At 70.7% G+C, this 22,294-nt stretch carries 20 protein-coding genes; 6 read left to right on the top strand and 14 right to left on the bottom strand.

The annotated features are described in order from the left end of the window. Positions 1 to 15: 15 nt before the first annotated feature. Both EF879_RS16045 and EF879_RS16040 read right to left on the bottom strand, forming a co-directional pair. Positions 16 to 1,680 carry an amidase gene (locus EF879_RS16045; protein WP_233604510.1) on the bottom strand — a complete coding sequence of 555 codons (1,665 nt, stop codon included), beginning with the start codon at positions 1,678 to 1,680 and terminating at the stop codon, positions 16 to 18. Then, a complete protein-coding gene (locus EF879_RS16040) occupies positions 1,677 to 1,979 on the bottom strand; it encodes a hypothetical protein (protein ID WP_123559413.1) in 303 nt (100 codons plus the stop codon). The genes EF879_RS16045 and EF879_RS16040 overlap by 4 nt, the downstream gene beginning before the upstream one ends. 405 nt (positions 1,980 to 2,384) lie before the next feature. On the opposite strand from EF879_RS16040, the gene pyk reads away from it, so the two are divergent. From pyk to EF879_RS16015, 4 genes are all read left to right on the top strand, one after another. Beyond that, on the top strand, positions 2,385 to 3,836 hold the full coding sequence (pyk, locus tag EF879_RS16035; protein WP_123559411.1) for a pyruvate kinase: 1,452 nt from the start codon (positions 2,385 to 2,387) through the stop codon (positions 3,834 to 3,836). Continuing rightward, positions 3,833 to 4,723 carry an acyl-CoA thioesterase II gene (locus EF879_RS16030; protein WP_123559409.1) on the top strand — a complete coding sequence of 297 codons (891 nt, stop codon included), beginning with the start codon at positions 3,833 to 3,835 and terminating at the stop codon, positions 4,721 to 4,723. Before pyk ends, EF879_RS16030 begins: the two co-directional genes overlap by 4 nt. A 261-nt stretch (positions 4,724 to 4,984) precedes the next feature. Next, positions 4,985 to 5,554, top strand: a complete 570-nt coding sequence (locus EF879_RS16020; RefSeq protein ID WP_123559407.1) for an Rrf2 family transcriptional regulator — start codon at positions 4,985 to 4,987, stop codon at positions 5,552 to 5,554. A 116-nt stretch (positions 5,555 to 5,670) separates the two neighbouring features. After that, positions 5,671 to 6,594 carry a MerR family transcriptional regulator gene (locus EF879_RS16015; RefSeq protein ID WP_123559405.1) on the top strand — a complete coding sequence of 308 codons (924 nt, stop codon included), beginning with the start codon at positions 5,671 to 5,673 and terminating at the stop codon, positions 6,592 to 6,594. A gap of 246 nt (positions 6,595 to 6,840) precedes the next feature. Here the strand turns inward: EF879_RS16015 and EF879_RS16010 are convergent, their stop codons facing one another. Beyond that, positions 6,841 to 7,884 carry a sodium:calcium antiporter gene (locus tag EF879_RS16010; RefSeq protein WP_123559403.1) on the bottom strand — a complete coding sequence of 348 codons (1,044 nt, stop codon included), beginning with the start codon at positions 7,882 to 7,884 and terminating at the stop codon, positions 6,841 to 6,843. Positions 7,885 to 7,988: 104 nt separating this feature from the next. Next, positions 7,989 to 8,237, bottom strand: a complete 249-nt coding sequence (locus EF879_RS16005; protein WP_148086458.1) for a hypothetical protein — start codon at positions 8,235 to 8,237, stop codon at positions 7,989 to 7,991. A 7-nt stretch (positions 8,238 to 8,244) separates the two neighbouring features. On the opposite strand from EF879_RS16005, the gene EF879_RS27680 reads away from it, so the two are divergent. Both EF879_RS27680 and EF879_RS27675 read left to right on the top strand, forming a co-directional pair. Then, complete coding sequence (locus tag EF879_RS27680; RefSeq protein WP_199736463.1) at positions 8,245 to 8,571, top strand: transposase; 327 nt, start codon at positions 8,245 to 8,247, stop codon at positions 8,569 to 8,571. Further along, positions 8,561 to 8,701, top strand: a complete 141-nt coding sequence (locus EF879_RS27675) for a hypothetical protein (RefSeq protein ID WP_199736495.1) — start codon at positions 8,561 to 8,563, stop codon at positions 8,699 to 8,701. Before EF879_RS27680 ends, EF879_RS27675 begins: the two co-directional genes overlap by 11 nt. A gap of 57 nt (positions 8,702 to 8,758) precedes the next feature. Here the strand turns inward: EF879_RS27675 and EF879_RS15990 are convergent, their stop codons facing one another. From EF879_RS15990 to EF879_RS15950, 10 genes are all read right to left on the bottom strand, one after another. Next, positions 8,759 to 9,349: a transposase gene (locus tag EF879_RS15990; protein ID WP_233604509.1), complete on the bottom strand. Its 591-nt coding sequence runs from the start codon at positions 9,347 to 9,349 to the stop codon at positions 8,759 to 8,761. Positions 9,350 to 9,782: 433 nt separating this feature from the next. Further along, on the bottom strand, positions 9,783 to 10,463 hold the full coding sequence (cas6e, locus tag EF879_RS15985) for a type I-E CRISPR-associated protein Cas6/Cse3/CasE (protein WP_123559397.1): 681 nt from the start codon (positions 10,461 to 10,463) through the stop codon (positions 9,783 to 9,785). After that, a complete protein-coding gene (gene cas5e, locus EF879_RS15980) occupies positions 10,438 to 11,175 on the bottom strand; it encodes a type I-E CRISPR-associated protein Cas5/CasD (protein WP_199736462.1) in 738 nt (245 codons plus the stop codon). The genes cas6e and cas5e overlap by 26 nt, the downstream gene beginning before the upstream one ends. A 6-nt stretch (positions 11,176 to 11,181) precedes the next feature. Then, a complete protein-coding gene (gene cas7e / locus EF879_RS15975; protein ID WP_199736461.1) occupies positions 11,182 to 12,273 on the bottom strand; it encodes a type I-E CRISPR-associated protein Cas7/Cse4/CasC in 1,092 nt (363 codons plus the stop codon). A 25-nt stretch (positions 12,274 to 12,298) separates the two neighbouring features. Next, positions 12,299 to 12,970, bottom strand: a complete 672-nt coding sequence (gene casB / locus EF879_RS15970) for a type I-E CRISPR-associated protein Cse2/CasB (protein WP_123559393.1) — start codon at positions 12,968 to 12,970, stop codon at positions 12,299 to 12,301. Continuing rightward, a complete protein-coding gene (gene casA / locus EF879_RS15965; RefSeq protein WP_158624186.1) occupies positions 12,963 to 14,981 on the bottom strand; it encodes a type I-E CRISPR-associated protein Cse1/CasA in 2,019 nt (672 codons plus the stop codon). Before casA ends, casB begins: the two co-directional genes overlap by 8 nt. Further along, positions 14,978 to 17,329, bottom strand: a complete 2,352-nt coding sequence (gene cas3 / locus EF879_RS15960; protein WP_199736460.1) for a CRISPR-associated helicase Cas3' — start codon at positions 17,327 to 17,329, stop codon at positions 14,978 to 14,980. The genes casA and cas3 overlap by 4 nt, the downstream gene beginning before the upstream one ends. Next, a complete protein-coding gene (locus EF879_RS27255) occupies positions 17,326 to 17,493 on the bottom strand; it encodes a hypothetical protein (RefSeq protein ID WP_158624185.1) in 168 nt (55 codons plus the stop codon). The genes cas3 and EF879_RS27255 overlap by 4 nt, the downstream gene beginning before the upstream one ends. 381 nt (positions 17,494 to 17,874) lie before the next feature. Further along, the gene (locus tag EF879_RS15955; protein ID WP_123559962.1) at positions 17,875 to 18,897 is read right to left on the bottom strand and encodes a LacI family DNA-binding transcriptional regulator; all 1,023 of its coding nucleotides are present in this window, start codon (positions 18,895 to 18,897) and stop codon (positions 17,875 to 17,877) included. Positions 18,898 to 18,998: 101 nt separating this feature from the next. Further along, positions 18,999 to 21,944: a glycoside hydrolase family 3 C-terminal domain-containing protein gene (locus EF879_RS15950; protein WP_123559960.1), complete on the bottom strand. Its 2,946-nt coding sequence runs from the start codon at positions 21,942 to 21,944 to the stop codon at positions 18,999 to 19,001. Between the last annotated feature and the right edge of the window lie 350 nt (positions 21,945 to 22,294).

Raw genomic sequence — 22,294 nt, 5'->3', positions numbered from 1 at the left:
CCGCCGGGGTGGGCGCTACTGCGTCAGCTCGGCGACCTGCTCCGCGGTGAGCCGGCCCCGCGTCACGTCCGGCGCCGTGGCCGCCACGGTGCCGCGCCCGGCCCGGGGCCCGGTCGCGGCCGGCGGGTTCGGCGGGCGGCGCCAGTGCCAGTCGGTCACCGCCTGGTACGCGGCCACCACCGACAGGAGTCGATCCTCGCCGTACGGCAGGCCGCCGAGGGTCGTCCCGATCGGCACCCCGGCCGCGGTGAAGCCGATCGGGAAGCCGATCTCCGGCAGCCCGAGGATGTCGAACGGCACCGGGCTGGTCTGCACCACCACGTCGCAGACGTCGAAGATCTGGTCCAGCACCCGCTCCAGGAACAGCAGCTTGGCCCGCTGCCCGGTGACGAACTCCGGCCCACCCAGCAGCGCACCCTGCAGCCAACTGGTCACCGAGACACCGAAGGCGCGCAGGTCGGTCCGCAGGTACGGCAGGAACGGCTCGGTCCGCTCCGCCAGGCGGACGTTGTTGAACGCGGTGCCGCTGAGCAGGTTCCACTCGTCCGGCAACGGCACCTCGACCAGCGTGGCGCCGGGGATGGCGGCCAGGGTGGCCAGGAAGGCCCGCCGGGCCTGCGCGGTGGCCGAGGTGCCGTCGGCGTACCCGGGAAGCACCCCGACGCGGGTCGGCCAGCGCAGGCGGACCCTCCTGCCCGCCCGCACCGGGGTGGCCGCCTCGATCAGCCGGGGCACCGCCGGCAGACCCTGGCTGCGCGGGTCGGCCGGGTCCTCGCCGGCCATCGCGGTCAGCATGATCGCCGCGTCCCGGGCGTCCCGGGCCAGCGGCCCGGGGTGATCCCGGGTGTAGCTGAGCGGGATGATCCCGGTCAGCGGCACCCGACCCATGGTCGGCTTGAGCCCGGTCAGGTTCTGGGCGTTGGCGGGCGCGGTGATCGACCCACCGGTCTGGGTGCCGGTGCCGGCGGTCGCGAGCCGGCCGGCCACCGCGGTCGCGGTCCCGGTCGACGAGCCGCCCGGGTCGACGCCCGGATCGGTCGGCGCCCAGGCGTTCACCGTGGTGATCACCCCGGCCGGGGTGGTGGCCCGGGTGGTGGCGAGCGGTCCCATCTGGGTCTTGCCGAGCACGATCGCGCCGGCCGCCCTGAGCCGGCGCACCGCGGTCGCGTCGTACGGCGGCACGAAATCCTGGAAGAGGTAGGAGTTGGCGGTGGTCGGCACCCCCGCGGTGAAGTAGTTGTCCTTGATCGCCAGCGGGATGCCGTGCAACGGGCCGGTACGGGGGCGCCGGGCCGCCTCCCGGGCCGCCGCGCGGGCGGCGTCGGCGAGGACGATGTTGAACGCCTGGTACGTCGACTCGTACGCGTCGATCCGGTTCAGGTACGCCTCCACCAGGTCCTCGGGGCGCAGCCTGCCGGCCCGGATCAGCCAGGCCGCCTCGGCGAGGGTCAGCTCGGTCGGGTCGGCGAGCGCCTCGGGGCGGGGCCGGACGTACGCCTCCGGGCGGTCCAGCCCGGGGCTGGGCCCGCCGGGCGCGGGCGCCGCGGCGCCGCCCGGGGCGGCGAGGGCGGCGGCGGGCAGGGCCAGCGCGCCGCCGACGGTGGCGGCGCCGGCCAGGGCGGCGCTCCGGGCCAGGAACGCCCGGCGGTCGACGGTCCGGTCCAGGGGTGCGAACGTCATGACCGCCGCCATCCGGTGCTGATCGAGGGGTAGAGCATCGGCGCGGGCTGCTGGGAGAGCGCCTTCGCGATCTCCGGGTCGGTACCGGGCGGAGCCGGGAGCTGGTACGCGGCGAGCGTGCCCACGGTGCTTCGGACAAAGGCGCGCAGCGAGGCGAGCACGGAGTCCCGCCCCGGCGAGCCCGTCTCGGGATCGGCGGTGGTGCCGGGCGGCAGCTGGTCCAGATCGATGCCGAGGGCGGCGAGCCGGGCCCGGATCAACACGTCCAGTTCGGCATCGGTGGGTGGGGTGGGTGCCACGGGCGTCCTCCTCGGGGGATTCGGGCTCCGGGAACATCCGGGGCGCCCGACGGAGTCAACGCTGATCATCCGAGCAGGTCAGACCTGTCTTGATCATCGATGGCACCCAGGGTCGGGCCGAACCGTGTCGGGCTGATAACGGCAAGATCACGTAGCGGTGAAATGCGGAGCGTGGCGTACACTTCTCCCGGACGCCGGGTGACCCGCACACGAACCGGACCAGCGTCGGCCGGGCGGACGTGGCGGGCGCGGCGGGAGTAGGCTCGGCGCCGCGCGGTCGCCGATGCCCGCCGCCCAACGTCCCGGTGTGACGCACCCGCCGGTCACCTCCCAGCCGCGAGACGTTGCGCAACTGTTCCACATGTGAAGGGTCCGGCGGGCCGATCCGAGAGAGAGACTAGCCTGATGGCCGTGACACGCCGCGCAAAGATCGTTTGTACGCTGGGCCCCGCGACCTCATCGCCGGAGCGCATCCGCGGGCTGGTCGAGGCGGGCATGGACGTCGCCAGGCTCAACTTCAGCCACGGGAGCCAGGCCGACCACGAGCGGGTCTACCACCTGGTCCGGGAGGCCGCCCGGGCCACCGGCCGCGCCGTGGCGATCCTCGCCGACCTACAGGGCCCCAAGATCCGACTGGGCCGCTTCGCCGACGGCCCCCACGAGTGGCGCACCGGAGACTCGGTGATCATCACCGGCGAGGACATCCTCGGCACCCGGGACCGCGTCTCCTGCACCTACGAGAAGCTGCCCTTCGAGGTCAAGCCCGGAGACCGGCTGCTCATCGACGACGGCCGGGTCGCCGTCGAGGTCGTCGAGGTGGTGGGGAGCGACATCCGCGTCCTCGTCACCGAGGGCGGCCCGGTGTCGAACAACAAGGGCGTCTCGCTGCCGAACGTCGCGGTCAGCGTCCCAGCGCTGTCGGAGAAGGACACCGAGGACCTCCGCTTCGCGCTCCGCCTCGGCGTCGACATGGTCGCCATGTCGTTCGTCCGCTCACCCGAGGACATCAAGCTGGCCCACGCCGTCATGCAGGAGGTCGGCATCCACCGGCCGGTGATGGCCAAGGTGGAGAAGCCCGAGGCGGTAGCCCACCTGGAGGCGATCGTCCAGGCCTTCGACGGCATCATGGTCGCCCGCGGCGACCTCGGCGTCGAGCTGCCACTCGACCAGGTGCCCCTGGTGCAGAAGCGCGCCGTACAGCTCTGCCGGGAAAACGCCAAGCCGGTCATCGTCGCCACCCAGATGCTCGACTCGATGATCGAGAACTCACGGCCGACCCGCGCCGAGGCCTCGGACGTCGCCAACGCCGTCCTCGACGGCGCCGACGCCGTGATGCTCTCCGGCGAAACCAGCATCGGCAAGTACCCGATCCTGACCGTCAGCACCATGGCCCGGATCATCACCACGACCGAATCCGGCTCGATCTCCGTCCCCCGGCTCCAGCACGACCCGCGTACGCACGGCGGGGCGCTCACCGTGGCCGCCTCCCAGATCGCCAAGGCGATCGGCGCCAAGGCCCTGGTCGCGTTCTCCCAGACCGGCGACACCGTCCGGCGGCTCTCCCGGCTGCACTGCGACCTGCCGCTGCTCGCCTTCACCCCGGTGCCGGAGGTGCGGGACCTGCTCGCCCTCTCCTGGGGCGTGGAGACCTTCCTCATGCCCTTCGTCCAGCACACCGACGACATGTTCCGACAGGTCGACCAAGCGCTGCTCGGCCTCAACCGGGCCAACCCCGGCGACCTTGTGGTGATCGTCGCCGGTAGCCCGGTGGGTACCCCCGGCTCCACCAACACCCTGCGGGTACACCAGCTCGGCTCGCTCGTCGACGCGGCGACGGCCGCCAAGGCCCTGCAGTGACCTCGGCCGAGCCCGAACCGGTCGTCGGGCAGGCGGCGGTCGACCAGCTGCTCGCCCTGCTCGACCTCCGCCAGCTCGACGAGATGGCCTTCGAGGGAACCAGTCCGCCGGTCGGACCCCAACGGGTGTACGGCGGCCAGGTCGCCGGCCAGGCCCTGGTCGCCGCCGGCCGGACCGTCGATCCGGCCCGGTTCGTGCACTCCCTGCACGGCTACTTCGTCCGGCCCGGCGACCCCACCGAGCCGATCGAGTACCAGGTCGAGAACATCCGGGACGGTCGATCGTTCTCGGTCCGGCGCTCCGTCGCGTACCAGCACGGAAAGCCGATCTTCTTCATGTCGGCGTCGTTCCACCACCAGGAGGAGGGACTCGACCACCACGCCCCGGCCCCGGTCGACGTACCACCGCCGGAGGCGGTGCCGACCATGGCCGACCGGCTCGCCCGCTACCCGGAACGGCTCGGCATCTGGGCCACCATCCCGCGCCCCATCGACGTCCGCTACGTCGGCGAGCCCGGCTGGGTACGGCCCGGCGACCGGCCGGCCGACCCACACCAGCGGGTCTGGATGCGGATCGACGGCAAGCTTCCCGACGACCCGCTGCTGCACGCCTGCGCCCTGACCTTCGCCTCCGACATGACGCTGCTGGACTCGGTGCTCTCGGTCCACGGCGAGGTCTGGGGACCGGGCGGGGTGGTCGGCGCCAGCCTCGACCACGCCCTCTGGTTCCACCGCCCGTTCCGGGCCGACGAGTGGTTCCTCTACGACTGCTGGAGCCCGTCCGCGTCCGGTGCCCGAGGGCTCGCCACCGGCCGAATGTTCACCGTCGACGGCCGGCACATCGCCACCGCCGTCCAGGAGGGCCTACTCCGCCGGGTCGGCGCCTGACCCGCTCCGGCTCGAACCACCTCGGCCCGGCCCGGACGAGGGGCGACCGCCCGCCGGACACGAACATGACTCCTCGGTGCGACCGGCGCGCGGCGGCACCCAGTCCACGACCAGCAGCCGACCCGGGGTCACCGCCAGGCCGAGCCCTTCCCGCACCTCGCGGACAGCGGCGTCGAAGGAGGACTCGTCGGCGTCACCGCATCGCGGCCTGATCGGAACCTGCGGCCGGACCGGCGATCCGCCCCGGCTAACCTGTCGGGCATGCGACTCTCCGCCCGGGTTGACTACGCACTCCGCGCCGCCGCCGAACTCGCCGCCCACGCCGAGGCGGGTGAGCCGGTCCCCGAGGCGGGCGTCGGAGCGGAGACGCGAACCCGCGGCGGCGGTCCGGGGCGTACCGCCGAGGGCGGGCAGTCCGGTCGAGTCGCGGCGCCGACCCGCCGTCCGACCCCGATCACGGCCGACCAGATCGCCCGGGCCCAGGACATCCCGCCGAAGTTCCTGGAGAGCATCCTGCTCCAGCTACGCCGTGGCGGCATCGTGCACGCCCAGCGCGGCCCGGAGGGCGGATACTGGCTGGCCCGCCCGGCATCGGAGATCTCCCTGGCGGAGGTGATCCGGGTGATCGACGGACCGTTGGCCAACATCCGCGGTCAGCGCCCGGAGGACCTCGGCTACCAGGGCGCCGCCCGGTCGCTCCAGGAGGTCTGGATCGCGCTGCGGGCCAGCGAGCGGGAGATCCTCGAACTGGTCACCCTCGCCGACGTCGCCACCGACAAGTTGCCGGACCGCGTTCGTGACCTGGCCGCCGACCCCCGCGCGTGGAGCTGACCGGCACCGTCGACGGCCCGCTGCCGGGCGTTCCGGACAACCGCCACACGAGGACGTCGAGCACGGCACAGAATCGGGCTTGAGTCTCCAGCGGCTGGAAGGCTGATGCTCGTTCCGTGAACGACCGCACCGAGCTGTTCACCATCGGTGAGCTCGCCCGACGTACCGGCCTGTCCGTCCGGACCATTCGGTTCTGGTCGGACGTCGACGTCATCACGCCGACCGCCCGGTCGGCGGGCGGATACCGGCTGTACGACGCCGCCGCGGTGGCCCGGCTCGACCTGGTCCGGACGCTGCGGGACCTCGGGCTGGACCTCGACACCGTACGGCGGATCCTCTCCCGGCAGGAGACGGTGGCCGACGTGGCGCGGGCGCACGTCCGCGCCCTCGACGCCGAGATCCGCACGCTCCAGATCCGTCGGGCCGTGCTGCGGTCGATCGCCGAGCGGAACAGCACGACCGAGGAGCTGAAAATCATGAACGACCTGGCCCGACTCTCCGCCCGGGAGCGACAGCGGATCATCGACGAGTTTGTCGACCGTACCTTCGCGGGAATCGATCCGGGGGCGCCCGGGGCGGGGATCGCGCAGGCGATGCGACAGCTACCGGCCGACCTGCCGGCCGAGCCGACGACCGAGCAGGTGGACGCCTGGCTCGAACTCGCCGAACTCGTCAGCGACACCGACTTCCAGCAGCGGGTCCGGCAGATGGCGCTGGCCGGTGCCGCCGGCGCGGCCGGAGCCGCCGAGTCACCGCCGCCCTACGACCCCGCGCAGGTGACCGAACAGGCCGGCGCCGCCCTGCGGGACGGCGTCGCCCCCGACTCGGCGCAGGGGCGGGCGGTGCTGGACCGGATAATCGACCCGGCGATGCCGGCGGAGGAGCGGACCCGGCTCGCCGACCAGATGGAGACCTTCACCGACCGGCGGGTGGAGCGGTACTGGCAGCTGATCGGGGTGCTCAACGGCCGGCCGCCGTTCCCGTCCGCGGTCCCGGCCTGGGAGTGGCTCATCGCCGCCCTGCGCGCCTCCGCGCGCTGAGCGCTCCGGGATCACGCCACCGCGGCCGACGGCGCGCCTGCGCCGGACAGCATCGGGTCTGACGCCCCGACGGGAGCGCCGAATCCGCCGCCTCGACGACGTGGACGAGGGGGTGGACGCCAGGCCGTGCCGCCGTACCGCGGGCTCGGCCCGTCCCGCGGTCGCCGGAATCAGCCGGCGACCGCGGGCCCCGGTCGGCCACCGGTCCCGAACCGGTCGAGCCCGCAGTGGCCCGACCGGACCGGATCAGGCCGCGAGCAGGGCCGTCATCCCGAGGTAGCTGGCCAGTAGGACGATGCCCTCGAAGCCGACCCGCCCCCAGCCGCAGGACTGGCGGACGAGCAGGCCACCGAGGAGCGTGGTGGTCATGAAGAGCCCGGTCGTGGTGATCAGCAGGTCCTCGGTGCCGGCCGCGTGGTAGATCGACCCCTGGCGGTAGGCGATGTCCCCAACGACGACGGTGATCACGTCGAGGATGTTGCCGCCGAGCACGGCGGCGACGGCGAGGGTCACCGCACCCTGTCGGACGGCGGCGATCGCGGTGACGGTCTCCGGCAGCCCGTTGACCACGCCGAGCAGGACGCCACCGATGAAGCCGGCCGAGAGGCCGGTGGTTTCCACGACACTCTCGGCGGCGAGCGAGACGGCCCAGCCGCTGGTCGCGACGAGGACTCCGACCAGCACGAACCGCCCCCACAGCACGGGAGTGCCGTGCCTGTCGAGTGAGCCGTGCTCCTGCGGGACGTCCGGCCGGGTCTCGCTGGTTCCGACCGGATTCCACATCGGCCGGGTCCCGGCGGTACGGATCAACCGGAGCCCGCCGAGATAGCAGGCGACGATCACGATCGACACCGGGTGGACGCCGCCCACCGTGACGTCCGGAGTGAAGGTGCCGAGCAGGGTCAGGGCGAGCAACGCGATCAGCAGGCAGCCGAAGAGCAGGTTCGACGGCGACGCGGCGGCGTGCTCGAGGTTGACCGAGCGGTAGAACATGTCGGCGACCGCGACGGCGGTGGTCTGGGCGGCGATCCCGCCGACCGCGTTGCTGTAGCCGAGGTTCGGGTGGCCGGTGGAGGCGGTCACCACGGTCATCACGATCCCGGACAGGCCGGTGGCCACCCCGAAGAAGACCACCCCGAAGACGGCTTCGCCCCATCCGGTCCGATCGGCCAGGGCGTCGCCGAGCGCGACGAGCCGGATGCTGCCGATGATCGTGACCACCCCGGCGACAGCGAAGACCGCGACGCTCGGGCCGAGCGGCCACGGGATCGAGGGCAGGAAACCCGGCACGGGCCGTCGACTTCCCGGAATGTGGGGATTGATTCCCAGCCTGACACGAAACAGCCGGGACGCCCCAGGGCCGTCGGGGCGGATCTGGGGAACAGCCCACCGAGCTACCGCCCGAACGGCTGCCGGCTTCCCGACGGCCAGGACGGTTGGATGGCTCCGCGACCAGTCGCCAGGCCTCCGACCACGTCCTCCTTCCGGGTGTACGGCGACCGCGAGCCGCTATGGTGCCGGCCCCGGGTGTGGGTCAGGCCCCGGCCGTCGGCGTTGATCCGGGCCAGCGGCCCTTGGTTGATCTTGCCGTCGGCGAGCAACCGGGGGCAGACCAGCACCCGGGACCGCCGGTCGAACGTCAAGGTGACAGTGTCGGAGCCCACCGCGGGGATCATCGACTCACAGGGTGTGCGGGCCGCCGACACCGTGCCCACCACCAGCCGCGGCTACGACGCGGGTAAGAAGATCAACGGGCGGAAGCGGTTCATCGTCACCGACACCCTCGGCCTGCTGGTCGTCGTCTGGGTGGTCGCCGCCTGCTGGCAGGACCGCGACGGTGCGAGGGGTGCCCTGCTGGCCACGTACGCGTCCACGCCGATCCGGCACGTCCGTGCCGATCAGGGGTTTGCCGGCCGGCCGGTCGACTGGGCCAGGACCGTCCTGACCACCACGGTGGAGATCGTGCGTGAACCTTGACGGTCTGGACCCCGGCGGCGCCGAGCCCGGCGATCCGGCCGCCTTCTCGATCGACGAGTGGCCCTGGGCGGAGGTGCAGACCCTCGGTACGGCCGCTCGATGCCCTGGCCGCGCCACCGCCCGCCGCTGACCCGGTGCAGCGCCGCCAGGACGGCGACCAGGGCGGCCGACGACGCCGAGTCTTGCATCACCGCCGCCGGTGCTGAGGCGGTAGAAGGCGAGTTCGCCGGTGCGGCGGTGGCGGCGGATGAGCAGCCGGCGGTGTCCTGCGTGTTCGTCGTGGTGGGCGGGTAGAGCGGTGTAGGACCAGTCGTACCAGCGGTGACCTTTCACGTCCCGCCCTGCGGACATGCGATGCCAGGCGGTGGCGGGAACAGCGGCGGCCAACACGTCGACCCGGAAGACGCCCAGGCTGGTGGTGACCTGGTGGGATCGGGCCACGGCGAGGACGTAGCCCAGCCCTTCCGGCGGGCTGGGTGTGGGTCGTTGCCGTAGGCCTCGTCGCCGGCCCTCCGCCCGCCGGCAGGGCGGTCCGGCGTCGACCGCGTCGGCGATCACCCCGGGCGGCCAGGTGCGGTGTGGTGGCGAAGCGAACCTGCTCGGGGATACCGGCCCTTGTCCGGCATTCGGGGTTGTCGCACCGGGATGCCGGCAGGTACAGGGCGGTGTCGAGCATCGCGTGAGCCGTCCGGGTGGCGTAGACCAGATGTATCGCGGCCTGACAGTTCTCCACCCTCCCGGCAGCACCGCTGTACCGCCGCCGGTACACCGGCAGCATGCTGGCCCTTCTTCAGATCAGCGGTCTCGTCGATGATCAACACCGCCTCGGCCTCACCGAGACGCCTCGCTCACGAACTCGCGAACATCGGCACGCACAGCGGCGTCCTCCCACCGCACCGGCATCAACAGGCACTGCATCCCGTCCGGGCCGGCGTCACCGGCATGCTCCGCAACCACCCACCAGCTTTCTTGCAGAGCAGGGGCGCCAGAAGACCCGGGACGAAGCCACGCACCCGGCGACGCGGCTCCGGCCTGTGGAAACACCGCCCGACTGTCAGCATCACATCGTCGACCGACACCCACCACCGCTGGACGTCTACCCCGTATCGCAGCCACCGCCGCGTCATGGTCAGTCCACACAACCGTCCATGAACGACGGCGAAGGCTGCCCTCGTTCCCCCACCCCCCGTCAAACCCCAGCCCAGCCCAGGTCAACAACCCCGGCTGTCGTATTGGGCAGTCCGCGCGGGCGCCAAGCTGAGCAGGCCGCACCCGTACGCCTTCGCCCGGCCGATGCCGTCGACCACGGCACGGGCGAACGCCTCCGGATCGGTGACGATCAAATGACCGTCGAAGCGAACCGGTGCGATTGTGATGATGTGCCGTTGCCGGCGGCCAATCAGGTCGGGCATCGGGGTGACGATGACATCGGGAATCGCCCTGTCAGTGGTGGGCACGATGAAACCGTGCCGCCTGCCCTTCTCCACCAACCACCCAATCTGTTTCTCTGGCAGCCGGTGTGGGACCCTCTTGGGGCTGCCGTGCTTGGGGTGGACACACCGGGTCGGGTTGCCCACAAGCCGGAACGCGTACCGCCGACCAGCGGTGATGCCGTCCAGGAGTGGCTGCAGCGAGCGTACCTCGGCCGGCCTGAGCAAATGCGCCGGCGGCAGTCGGGACCAGTCCGGCTTGGAACGGCTTTGCACATACTGGACGTAACCACGGTTGACCCGGTCAACCCGCCACAGCACTCCGTGGTGCTGCCGATAGTTTGCCGTGGCCGGTTCCTCGGGGTACGCCGACATCACCGTCCGATGCATGTCGTGCACATTGGCCATGTCCCGCCGGAACTCCGGCGACCTGGGGTTAAACGTCAGTCTGGTCAGGTACAAGGCCGCTCCTCGCGGGGATCATGGACGGGGTCAATGTCACGTCATCGACCAGCACTGTCCGGGGAGCGAAGCGCCGACGCCCGCGCCCGAAACTAATCGGCTGGTCGTGCCGGACCTCGGCCTGCTTCTCCTCTGCGGAGCACTCGACGACCGTGCGAAGCGTTGGGGGGTCTGTCCGGGCCCGCTGCCACAACGCCTCCGACTCCTCCAACCACGGGTGGCTCTTCAGAACCTGTACGGCTGGCTCGCGGACTGGCGCCGCATCGGGTGAAAGCAGCGGCCGAGCCGGTACGAACGACCGTCGCCCGAACGACAGTGGCCAACGCGGTCGCCGGATCGCCTCGGCTATCCGTGCGAGCAGGTAGCCGTCACCCTCCAGTACGACCAGAAAGAGCGCATCGGCCAGGTAGTAGCGCTCGCTGACAACCGTGCGGTGTCCGGTTCCGGTCGTGGTCGGCACATTCTGCGTCGTCTGGTAGTCCCGCTCGAGTAGACCCTCGCGGTCTACCCGGACCGCAAGCCGGAGCCTGGCCAACTCGGCCAGAGTCACATCATCCTCGCGGTTGACACCGAGGGCGGCCGCGACCAATCCGATCGTGCCGGACTTGGTCGGCTCCATCATGGTGTCCCGGACAATGCCGCGGGAGCGGATCCCCCAGGACTGCATCGGGGCGTCAAAGCACATGGCCAGCGACATCACGTCGTCGGGCATGGGCTCTCACACCTCGGCGGCCGCGAGCAGACCGCGCACGAAGGTGTCCACACTGTCCGCCGTCGACACCACACCGTTCGTCGCGATGTCGCCGCTGACCGACGCGGCCACCGCGCTGCGGATCTCGCCGCTCTCGCCGCCGTAGAAGTCCTTGAGGCGGCCGAAGTGCCACAGCATCCGGTCTGTGGACTCGGACATCAGGTCCTCGGCGACCACCGGCTTGAGGAACGCGTTGGCGAGGTTCCACGCGCCTCGACTCCGTACCACTCCGAGCAGTGTGTCCGGCATGGTAAGGGCGGCGGTCGAGTTTTGTTTTCCGCCCGGCACCGCGTTGATGAAGGCGTAGAGCCAGGCCCGCACAGTCCGCGCAACCAGGTCGTCGTCGCCGCTCAGGTTTACGGACAACTGGCCGATGTCGACGTTGGCGTACCGATAGTAGCAGGCGGCATTGAAATCGACGCTGCCAATCATCTCGGCGCCCGGGGTGTCGTTCGGCTTGAGGTCGTCGACTGCGGTGAAGTAGTCGAACTCGGTGGTCACCGCGTGCGTTGAAATGGCGTGTGCCACCTGGGATGCGGCGTTGACGTTGAAGTCCGCGTTGTCGGCGATCATGCGGCCGAACAACGCCACGTCGGCTGCCCGGCCAGCATCCAGGATGCGCCGGCCCGCCTCGACCGCTGCCCGGTCGGCCTTGATCTTGTTCTGTGCGGACGTCGTCTTGGCGGCGGCGAGCCGTTTCAGGCTCTCCCAGTTGTCATCGCAATACCGGGCCAAAAAGTCGATGGATGCGTGACTGACGAACAGCAGATACTGCGTGAGGCCACTGTCCTTGTTGACCCCGAATCCGAGCTGCCGCAGTGCGGCCATCGCGACGGTGCGGGCCTGTTCCTCGTCCTTACCGGCCCGACCCAGAATCGGTACGACCTCGTCCACGATCCGCTTGGTCCGTATCCCGACCTCGGTGGTGTTCAGGCCGTATTTTGTGAAAAGCCGCCGGGCGGCGCGCTTGAGGCTCTGGCTGGATATCCGAGCGCGAGTGACACCGCCGAACGTCGCCGTCTTGGGCTGTCCAAGATCGTCTCGATTGAGATTGCTCACCGGGAATGACTGGAGCAGGTGGAGCTCAACTATCATCGCGACGCCTCTCGACTGAGTGGGATTCGTCCGTCGGATCCGACGGGTCGGATGGTTCGATCGTGGCCGGCATGTAGAACTCGCGGGCCCAGCGCAGCCGAACCCGGGCAGCCGGCTCCCCGGCCCGCGACGGGCCGAGCAGCACCACGAGATCGTCCAATAGCTGCCCGTAGTGGACGGGAATTTCGTGGCTGGACAGCAGCTGGATCGCCTGACGCAGGTGGTGCGGCAGCGTACTCCCGTCTCGGCCGAGCAACTGCATGAAGCGTCGGCTGGCCGAGCCCACCTGTGCCTTGTCCAGTAGGCCCATCGAAGCGCCCAGTGACCGCGGTCCCTTCCGCCGCCACGGCTGTGGGTGCAGCGCGAAGAGGCCGCCAACGAGCAGCCAGGCCTCCTGCTCGTGCGCTGCGGGCGGCAACCACTCGGGTGGCTGGCCCTGGCCAGTTCCAGACTCCTCGGCTGGCCGCGAGGGGGGTCGGAAAACGATCTCGTAGGCCTGGTGCTGGTGGCCGGGACGCAGGCTGTGGCGCAACTGGGCAAGCTGGCGGCGAGCATCGGCGGCCCGGTGTGGGTACGGCGACTCATATGCGTCGTGACGGAGCTTTTCGAGTGAGTGAATGAAAGCTCGACGCTGGGCAGCGATATCGGCGTTGTCAGACATCGTCGCTTTCTTCTCTGTCGGTGTAGGTGATGATCTGCCTCAGGAAGGCGTCCGACGCCTTGCCCAGTCGCATCTGGAAGTTGCGTTGATGCCTGCCCAGGGTGAGCATCGCGCGCGCCTCTGCCGCTGATCCCGCCAGCCATGCGTCGGCGACAGACCGGGCGATTCGGCTTACCGCCGCCTGCCACGTCCGCGCGGTGGCCGCCTCGGAGCGTCCGGCGACCCGGTCCTCGTTCAGCCCCTTGAGGAACGTCGCGAACGGGCGAGACAACCGTGGCCAGTACGACAGCTCGATCCGCCCTCCCGGCTCGGCCCGCATGTCCCTGCGGAAGTCCGCCTGCAACGACCGGAGCGCCGAGCCAACCTCATCGGCGTAATCGATCGCGGCGCCGATCAGTCCGCCGAGCCGGTCATCCCTCGCCCGCAGGAGTGCCACCGGCGCCGGAACCGACTCTTCCAGCCACGCCTCGACCACCGACGCCTTCGAGTCCAGTTGCTGACCGAAGACCCTGAGCGTGTATACCGTTTCCGAGCTGATATGCCCGCGTTCGGCGAGATTGGCGACATGGTCCAGGGCACGGGGACGCTGGCGATGTCGGTCCTCCTGCCACGGGTCGGTGATCAGCAGCTCCACACTGTGCCGCCACACGCCCCGGACCGGATGCAGCTTGACCGGCAGCATGGGTGCGTCCCGCCTGGCACGGCCCGCCCGGTCGGCGGGGCGCCGGTACGCTGCCATCAGCTCCTCGTCCGGAAGTGCGACGTCGAGCCGGTCACCCGGCGTCAGCGTCACACCGGTCACCATGGTGGCGCCGTCGATGTCGTCGGCACGGAGCAGAATCCGCCGCGACGGCCAGGTGAGCAGGTCCGTCCAGCCGCGCGCGGTGCGCTTGCCCGGATGCGGGGAGGGCGGTTCCCGCTCCCACGCCGGCGCGTCCTGCTGCCCGGTCATCCGGGGTTGCTCCGCGTCCGGGCGATACACCACGGCGTTGAGCAGTAGCGTCTGTTTCAGGTCGCCACCCTCGACCACCACCACGCCGAAGTCGTTGCAGGGTGCCCGCTCTGACGACTTGTCCTTGACAAACGGCGTTTTCATCCCGCCCGGGTCGAAGGCCAGGGTGGTGACCAACCAGCGTGCCGCCTCGGCCGGGGTGAGCCGTACAGCGTCGCTACTGGTGGTGTGGTCGAACAGGGTGACGTTGTTGCCGACCGCGCGATGCGGTACCAGCTTGCCGGGGGTCGACGGTGTCAGCTCAGCCAGGCCCGGGCATTGCAGGAACGGAACGGTCGGATGGAAGAGATCGAACCGGTCGCCGTACCGCTCCAGGTACCTGTCGAGGGGATCGGGTGGGAGTTCCCGCGCGCTCCACAACTCGGCCCAGACAGAGTCGCTGTCCGGGCCGTAGGACCGGTGGAACATCGCGAGCACGAGACGGTACAGCGCGGCGGACATCGTCGGTGTTTCGCCGGTGATCCGCCGGATGTCGTGCGCCTCCATGAAGAGCTGTCGCAACCCCACGTCGACGATGGCTCCATTGCCTCGAACGACCGGAACCCACGGTTCGGTGACGAGATCGAACGATGCGCCGATCCTTTCGGCGGAGGGCCGAGGCCGCGGCACGGTGGCTCGGGCTGGAGCGACCGGCGGATGCGTTTCGGGTTCGTCCGTGTAGACACCAAGGTGCGGCTGGTAGCGCAGCAGATGTGCCCCGACCCGGCAGACGCCGTCGGCGAAGACCAACACGCGATGATTGAGTAGCCACGGTGACCGCTGGAACGACGCGGGTACCGGTGAGCGCGCGATGGTGCGTACGAGATCGGCGGGGACACCGTGTGGGGCGCCGAGGTTGACCGATGCGTCGAGCAGTGCTGCCAGCACGTCCGGCGATGGTGGATCCGGCGCCGCCGGATCGATGACGGGCCCACCTCCGATGGGCACCAGCCCGGTCCGGAACGGTTGCAACAGCACGACGTCCACCGACTCCTCGTGGAAATCGTCGTCGGACATCATCGTGTACGTCCCTGCTCCCGGGTGTGGCGCGAACTCTTACTGTGCTTGGTCACCTCACTCACATGACCGATGGCATTCGGCAGCGGCAGATACATGATCCTCGCGTTGCGCTCCGAGCGTTCCCGAGCGCGCCGCAGGCTGTCCGCGGCCGAGAACCATGCGTCCTCCCACCCCGACGGACAGGCAACCGCCTCCTCCGGCCCGTACACCGCATCGACAAGTGCTGGTACCTCGCCTGGCAGGGAAAGCGTGGTCCGGCCTCGGAGAAGTGCCCAGGTGCGTAACAGGATTGCGGGTGCGTACACGAGGTTGACGTATCGGGGAAACGTCGGAGGCGCGTCGCCGTGATCGCTGACGCCGGTGACACCCAGCGTCGGTGTGCCACCGAGTGTTCCGGGTCGGTGCCGGTGCAACCGACCGGCACGCTGGATCATCCAGTCCACCGGCGCGAGGTCGGTCAACACCGTGTCAAAGTCGAGGTCAAGCCCCTGTTCCAGGACCTGGGTACCGACCACGATCGCCCGTGGGCGCGTGCCGCCCTGCCCGAACGACTCCACCAGCCATGCCTCGACCCGGGCGCGTTCGGCGGTCGGCATACGTCCGTTGATCATGACAAGGTGTGGTCGCTCGGCGTCGGGCATCGCCGAAATCCGTGCCTCCAGCGCTGTGTACGTCGACACAGCGCGCTGTACGAGGTTGTGCATGACCGCGACCGAGCCGACACCGGCGCGGTCCAACACCCAGTCAACGATGTCCGAATCGGGGACGTGTTCCAGGTGCAGCGCACGATTGCCGTTGAGTTCGCTGACGCCCACGGGCACAGTGGTGGGTCGACCCTTTCCGGCGATTGTCACGGCGGGATAGGTGACCATCGACTCTGCCGGGCGCTGCACCTCGCGCGGCAGGCACCGCAACGCACCCGCCTGCCAGGCCGCCACCAGATCCCGCCGACGGCTGCTCGGCAGGGTGGCCGACAGCATTATCACCGAGACGCCGAGCCGGCCCAGCCAGGTCAGCAGCCGATCCAGCAGGGTGGACATGTATGTGTCGTAGCCGTGGATCTCGTCGATCACGACGACCTTGTTGGTGAGCGCGACCAGCGGTACGAACACGTGGTTCGAGCGGATCACCGCCTTGAGAATCTGGTCCACGGTGCCGACGCCGAGACTCGCCAGGAGACTCCGTTTCCGGGTGAACCACTCTTGGGCAGTAACGTCCAAGTCGTCTGGGTCATCCACGCCTATGCCGGTCGGCGTCGTCGGATTGTCACGCACGTACTCTCTGGCGTTTGTGTGGATCAGCTTGACCGACGCTTGCCCCGCCAGCTCCTGCACCTCGCCCAGCATCTGGTTGCTCGTGGCCTGGGTCGGCATCGCGACGTAGGTTCCGATGAGGCCCAGTTGCCGGACCAGGGTGGCCGCCGCCTGTAGTCCGGCTTTCGACTTTCCCTCGCCGGTCGGCGCCTCGATCAGCAACAGCGTCGGCTCCGTCCGATCTCGAACGAGGCGCTCCACCTCCGCCTGGACCGGTCTGGGTGTGTCGCCGGGAAACAGGGTGCGAAACCCCGGGTCGGGTAGCCACGGGCGGAGGTCGAGTCGCGCCACCGCCGCGTCGGCACGGTGTTCGGACGACGTCGCGTACGCGTCAAGGTCATCCGGGTCGGTCAGCGGAAAGTTCGTGGTGTCAGAGGCGATCCAGTCACTGATGGTCGTCAACGCGGCCAGGCACAGCGCGGCCACATCGCTCACATGCACCTCGCCCCACGGAAGGGCGGTCGGCTCGGGAAGCCCGCGTAGTCGGATGAGCTCGGCGACCAGATCCTCCCGTGTGTCCTCCCACCGCTGCCGGCCGTGGTTGTTGACCTCACGCCGCGCCTGGCGCACCAGTGAGCCGTCCGGCAGGTGTCCGTGGTGGCCGCCGATCGCCACGGCGATCCGCTCGGCCGTGTCGATGGAGGCTCCCCACCGGACAAGCATGTCCTGCACGTGCATTGCCGTTACCAGTCCATGCGGGGTGTCGAGGCGTCGTGTTCCCACCTTGTGCCGGCCGAGCCGACCCACGTCGTTGGCTTCCGGCTCGGCGAGCCGGGTAGATGCGAGGTCGGCCCGGATTGCCTGAAACGATGGCGTCGCCTTTCCGAGATCATGAAGGCCGCAGAGCAGGGCTATCCATGATGTGGGGTTTCCCAACGGATGGAAACTGGCGAGCAGCTCGTCACGGGCGGTCGGTCCGATGAACTGGCGAAGTACGCGTTCGGCCACGGCGGCTGTGTCGTAGGCATGACAGATCAGCGGGTGGACCTGACCATCGACCGCCTTGCCCCAGGCCGCCACCGTCTGGACGGTCACCCGACGCGCTCGTGCAGGTAGTCGAGACACCGGCCATAGGCGGTCAGCATCGCGATGGCGGTCACCGCCAGCGCCGGCGTCTGTGGCATCGCCTGCTGGGCCACCCACCAGGTGCACAGACCCACCGGGAGCGCGGACAGGGTCGATGCGGTGGCGATCGCCAAGGTGCGGACTGGGATGAGTTGAGCATTCTCGCTTTTGGGCCCGCGCCCACGTCGATAAGTGGTCATGAGATAGCCACCTCCACGTTGAGGGATTGGTCTCCGGGTGGCGCCCGGAGACGATGTCGTTCGCGATCCGTGTCTTACCGGCCGGCCGACACGAACGCGCGATTCAGCCCCGCGGGAGCGGGGATCACTGACGTCCCAGCGTTTGGCATGGTCCATCTCCGTATTGGAGATCCTCTACCGCATCCCATTGAGGACCGGCGATCCGGAGAGGTGCGGGACAGACGCTACAGCAAACCCATTCATGATCGGAAGTGCGGTGCCATCCACAAATTGCGGCTTCTTCCTAGCGTCTGGCAGTTCCTGAAGCGAGGACCGTCAGGCGGGCGATCGGGAGGACGCCGCGCGGCCGGTGCTGGCCCGGACCGTCAGCCGCGGGTCGAGCAGGGTCGCCTCGGGCACCGGCTCGCCCTTCAGCTTGCGCATCAGCAGCGACACCGCCTGTCGGCCCACCTCCTCGGCCGGGATCAGCACCGAGGTCAGCGCCGGATTGGCCCGCTCGGCGACCTCGTCGGGGCAGATCGCCACCACCGAGACGTCGGCCGGTACGCGTCGACCGAGCGCCGCGAGTGCGGTCAGCACCTGACCGACCGCCGCCTCGTTGTGCACGACCAGGCCGGAGAGGTCGGGGTGTCGGGCCAGCAGGTCGGCCAGTTCCCGGTGCACCGCCGCGAAGGTCTCCGGACAGGGCTGCGTGGTCGCCGCGATGCCGTGCCGGACGGCGGCCTCGGCGAAGCCGGCCCGGGTGCGGTGCGCGAAACCGGTCTCCCGGTCGTACACCACGGCCGGCGCGCCGAGCAGCGCGATCCGACGGTGACCGAGGTCGGCCAGGTGGTCGACGCAGACCTGCCCGGCCCGGTAGAAGTCCAGGTCGATGCAGGTCAGCCCGGTCGGGTCGGCGGGAAAGCCGATCAGCACGCTGGGGCGTTCGAGGGTGCGCAGCAACGGCACCCGGACGTCGTGCATCTCCACGTCCATCAGCACGATGCCGTCCACCATCGCGCTGGCCGCGATCCGGCGCAGCCCGGCCGGCCCCTCGTCCGCCGTCATCAGCAGAACGTCGTGGTCGAACGTGCGCGCGGTGGTCACCACGGCGGTGGCGAACTGCATCAGCACCGGCAGGTGCATCCCGGACCGCAGCGGCAGCACCAGGGCGATCACGTTGGCCCGCCGGCTGGCCAGGGCGCGGGCGCCGGCGTTGGGGTGGTAGCCGAGGGCACGCACGCTGGCGAGGACCCGTTCCCGCGTCGTCGCCGAGATCGCCCGCTTGCCGCTCAGCACGTACGACACGGTGCTCACCGCCACCCCGGCGTGCCGGGCCACGTCGGCGATGGTCACCATGTCCGCCCGCTTGCCGGACGAGCCGCCGGCCGACCCCGCCCCGGCAGCGCGGGTGGCGCGCCGGGCGGCGGGGCGCGGGGTGGGGTGCGACGGGTCGGACACTAGCCTTCTCCCAGGTCAGGACCGGACCGGTGACCCTTTGGCCCGCCGAGGAAGGCCAGCCAGGTCACCGTGACGCCCGGGTTCGGGAAGAGCAGATACAGGTCCCGTACCCCGGTCGCCCCGCCGTACCACCGTCCGGAGACCACCCGACCGGGCAGCGGGCCCCGGGCGGCGTCGCCGTCGGCGGTCAGTGGGAGCACGGGGATGGTACCGACGACCGGACCCCGGACCGGATCGTCCAGTCGAAGCAGCAGCTCCGCACCGTCGTCGGGCAGCTCTCGCCCGCCGACCCGGGCGGTCACGCCGTGGATGTCGGCGTCGAGGTCGACGTCGGAGAAGCGGATCCACCCGCCGGCCTGGCGGGCGAGCACCGCGGTCGCGACCGGGCCGTCCGGCAACGCGCCGACGCCGGCGTACTCGTCGTAATCGATCGCCCACAGCCGGGCGGCGAGCGGATCGCGGAGTCCGATCCGTTCACCGTGGACGGTCAGGGTGGCGGTCAGCCCGAGATCGGCGCTGGAGCGGCCGACCGCCACGGTGTGCCGAGCGTTCTCCACGACGTACCGGCCCTGGACGACGTCCCAGTGGGCCAGATCGGCGGCGCGCAGCCGCAGCCGTACCGTGGTCTGTTCGCCCGGGGCGAGCGTCACCCGGGCGAACCCGCGCAACTGGCGCAGCGGCTGCTTGACCCGGGACCGCCGCTGCCGGGTGTAGAGCTGCACCACCTCGTCGCCCGGTCGCGCGCCGACGTTGGCCACCCGCACACTGACCTCGATCTCTCCGGCCGCGTCCACCTCGTCCGCGCTCAGCCGCAGGTCAGAGTAGGCGAAGTCGGCGTAGCTCAGCCCGTGGCCGAACGGATAGAGCGGGGTGCCCCGATAGTAGAGGTACGTGGCGTCCGCGGCTATGACGTCGTAGTCGAACAGGTCGGGGAGCTCGGCCACGTCGCGGTACCAGGTCTGGGTCAACCGGCCACCCGGGTCGGCGTCGCCGCAGAGCACCGCGGCCAGCGCGTGGCCGTACTCCTGGCCGCCGTGCGCCGACCAGCAGATCGCGGGCACGTGGGCGTCGGCCCAGGTGATGGCGTACGGATAGCTGCTGCTGAGCACCAGCACGGTGCGCGGGTTCGCCGCCCGGACGGCCCTCAGCAGCGCATCCTGCGCGGTCGGCAGCGCCAGGTCGGCGCGGTCCTCGGTCTCCCGACCACAGACCATCGGGTGGTTGCCGAGCACCACCACGGCGACGTCGGCCGCGCCGGCGAGGGCGGCCGCCTCGGCGGCGCCGTCGCCGATCAGGTCGACGGTGAACCCGGTCCCGTCCGCGGGATCGGTGGCCTCGGCACGCAGGACGCCGTCCGGGCCGACCCGGACGTACCGGTCGCTACCCAGGTGGTGCAGCACCGCCTCCCCGGGCGCCCGGGCGATGAACCGGAACGTCTCCCGGACCACCCAGCCGCCGGGACCGGGCCGGTCGTTGACCAGCACCCCGGTCTCGTCGGCGCCAACGTGCCGGCCGTTCGCCACCGCCCGAAACGCGAGGACGTCCTGGCCCCAGTCGAAGACCTCGAGGATTCCGTCGACCGGCACGGGTCCGGCCTCCCGGTCCGCCGGGGCGACGGTCAGCGGCCCACCCTCCGGTCCGGTCGCGGCCCGGACGACGCCCCCGGCGGTGCGCAGCGCGATCCGGTCCGCGCCCCAGTGGTGGACGATCTCCGTCCCGGGCAGCCGCGCGGCCAGCCCGGCCCGGGCGGTGACCGCGTACGGCAGGGTGCCGCTGTACCAGTCCTCGTAGAGGATGTCCGCCAGCGGTCCGAGGACGGCCACCCGGCGCAGGCGCGCCGGGTCGAGCGGCAGCAGCGGCGCGGCCCCGCCCTCGGGAGCGGTGTTGCGCAGCAGCACGATGGACTGTCGGGCCGCGGTCCGGGCGAGTTCCTGGTGCGCCGGACAGTTGACCACGTCGGCGGTGACCTCGGCGTACGGGTTGCGCCCGGGCGGGTCGAACTCGCCGAGGCGGAACCGGATCGCCAGGATCCGCCGGACGGCGATGTCCACGTCGGACTCGGTGAGCAGGCCGCGCCCCAGCGCCTCGGTGATCCGGGCCACCGTCGGCCCGGGGTCGTCGTCATCCTCGGTGAAGCTGTCGATCCCGGCCCGCAGCGCCGCGGCGTAACCGGTCGGATGGTCGGGAAGGAACCCCTGCGCCCCGGCGATGTTGGAGACCGCCAGGGCGTCGCTGACCACCATGATCTCGTCGTCGGTCCAGCGCCGCAGTTCGGCGGCGATCAGCGGGCTCAGGTGCGCCGGTCGCCCGTTCACCAGGTTGTAGGAGGCCATCACCGCGACCGCGGCGTGGGCGGCGATCGGCGCCCGGAAGGCCGGCAGCTCGTACTCGTACAGCACGCGAGGCGGCAGGTTGCTGGAGCTGGTGCAGCGGTCGGTCTCGTTGTTGTAGCCGAGGAAGTGCTTGAGGGTTGGTGCGGTCCGCAGGTAGACCGGGTGGTCGCCACGCAGCCCCTCGGCGTACGCCGTGCCGAGTTGGCCGGTCAGCCAGGGGTCCTCGGCGTACCCCTCCTCGTTGCGGCCCCACCGGGGATCGCGGAGCGGGTTGACCACGGGCGCCCAGACGTTGAGGCCGACCCGGCTCGGGTCCTTGGCGTGCAGGCCGCGGACCTCGTCGCCGACGGCGGCACCGACCGCCCGGAGCAGGTCCGGATTCCAGGTGGTGCCGAGTCCGAGCGCCTGGGGGAAGACGGTGGCCGGTCCGAGCCAGGCGAGCCCGTGCAGCGCCTCCGTCCCGGTCCGGAAGGCGCCCATCCCGAGCCGGGGGACCGGTGCCTGGTACTGGTGCAGCAGGGCGATCTTCTCGCCGAGGGTGAGCCGACTCAGCAGGTCGTCGACCCGTACGTCGAGCGGTCGGTCAGGGTCGCGGTACGTCCCTTCACTCATCTGGATCACCTTGGTCTCGACTGCGTCCCCGGCGTGAAGCCGAGGGGACGTGGCGGCGGGGTGGTGGTGCCGAGGGGCGGTGGGGTCGTGCGGTGGTGGGGGAGCGGGCGGTGTGGGTGCGTGGTGGGGCGGCGGGGTGCGAATCGTCGGGGGTGCGGACCGTGTGGGGGCGTGGGGTATGGGGTTGTGGGCGGTCGAAGCGCTTCGAGAGGACACGGGGCCGGGCGGCACGCCCCGGCCGCGGCCCGGCGCCCTCGAAGCGCTTCGACAGGCGAGGTGGAAAATCCGCCCTGGACGACGCGGTCCCGCACGTCCCGGCGGAGCAGTTCGAGATTTCCACCCGCCGTGCC

The sequence above is a fragment of the Micromonospora sp. HM5-17 genome (assembly GCF_003762835.1).
Classification (GTDB): Bacteria; Actinomycetota; Actinomycetes; order Mycobacteriales; family Micromonosporaceae; genus Plantactinospora.
This window is presented reverse-complemented; position numbering and strand designations above follow the sequence as displayed.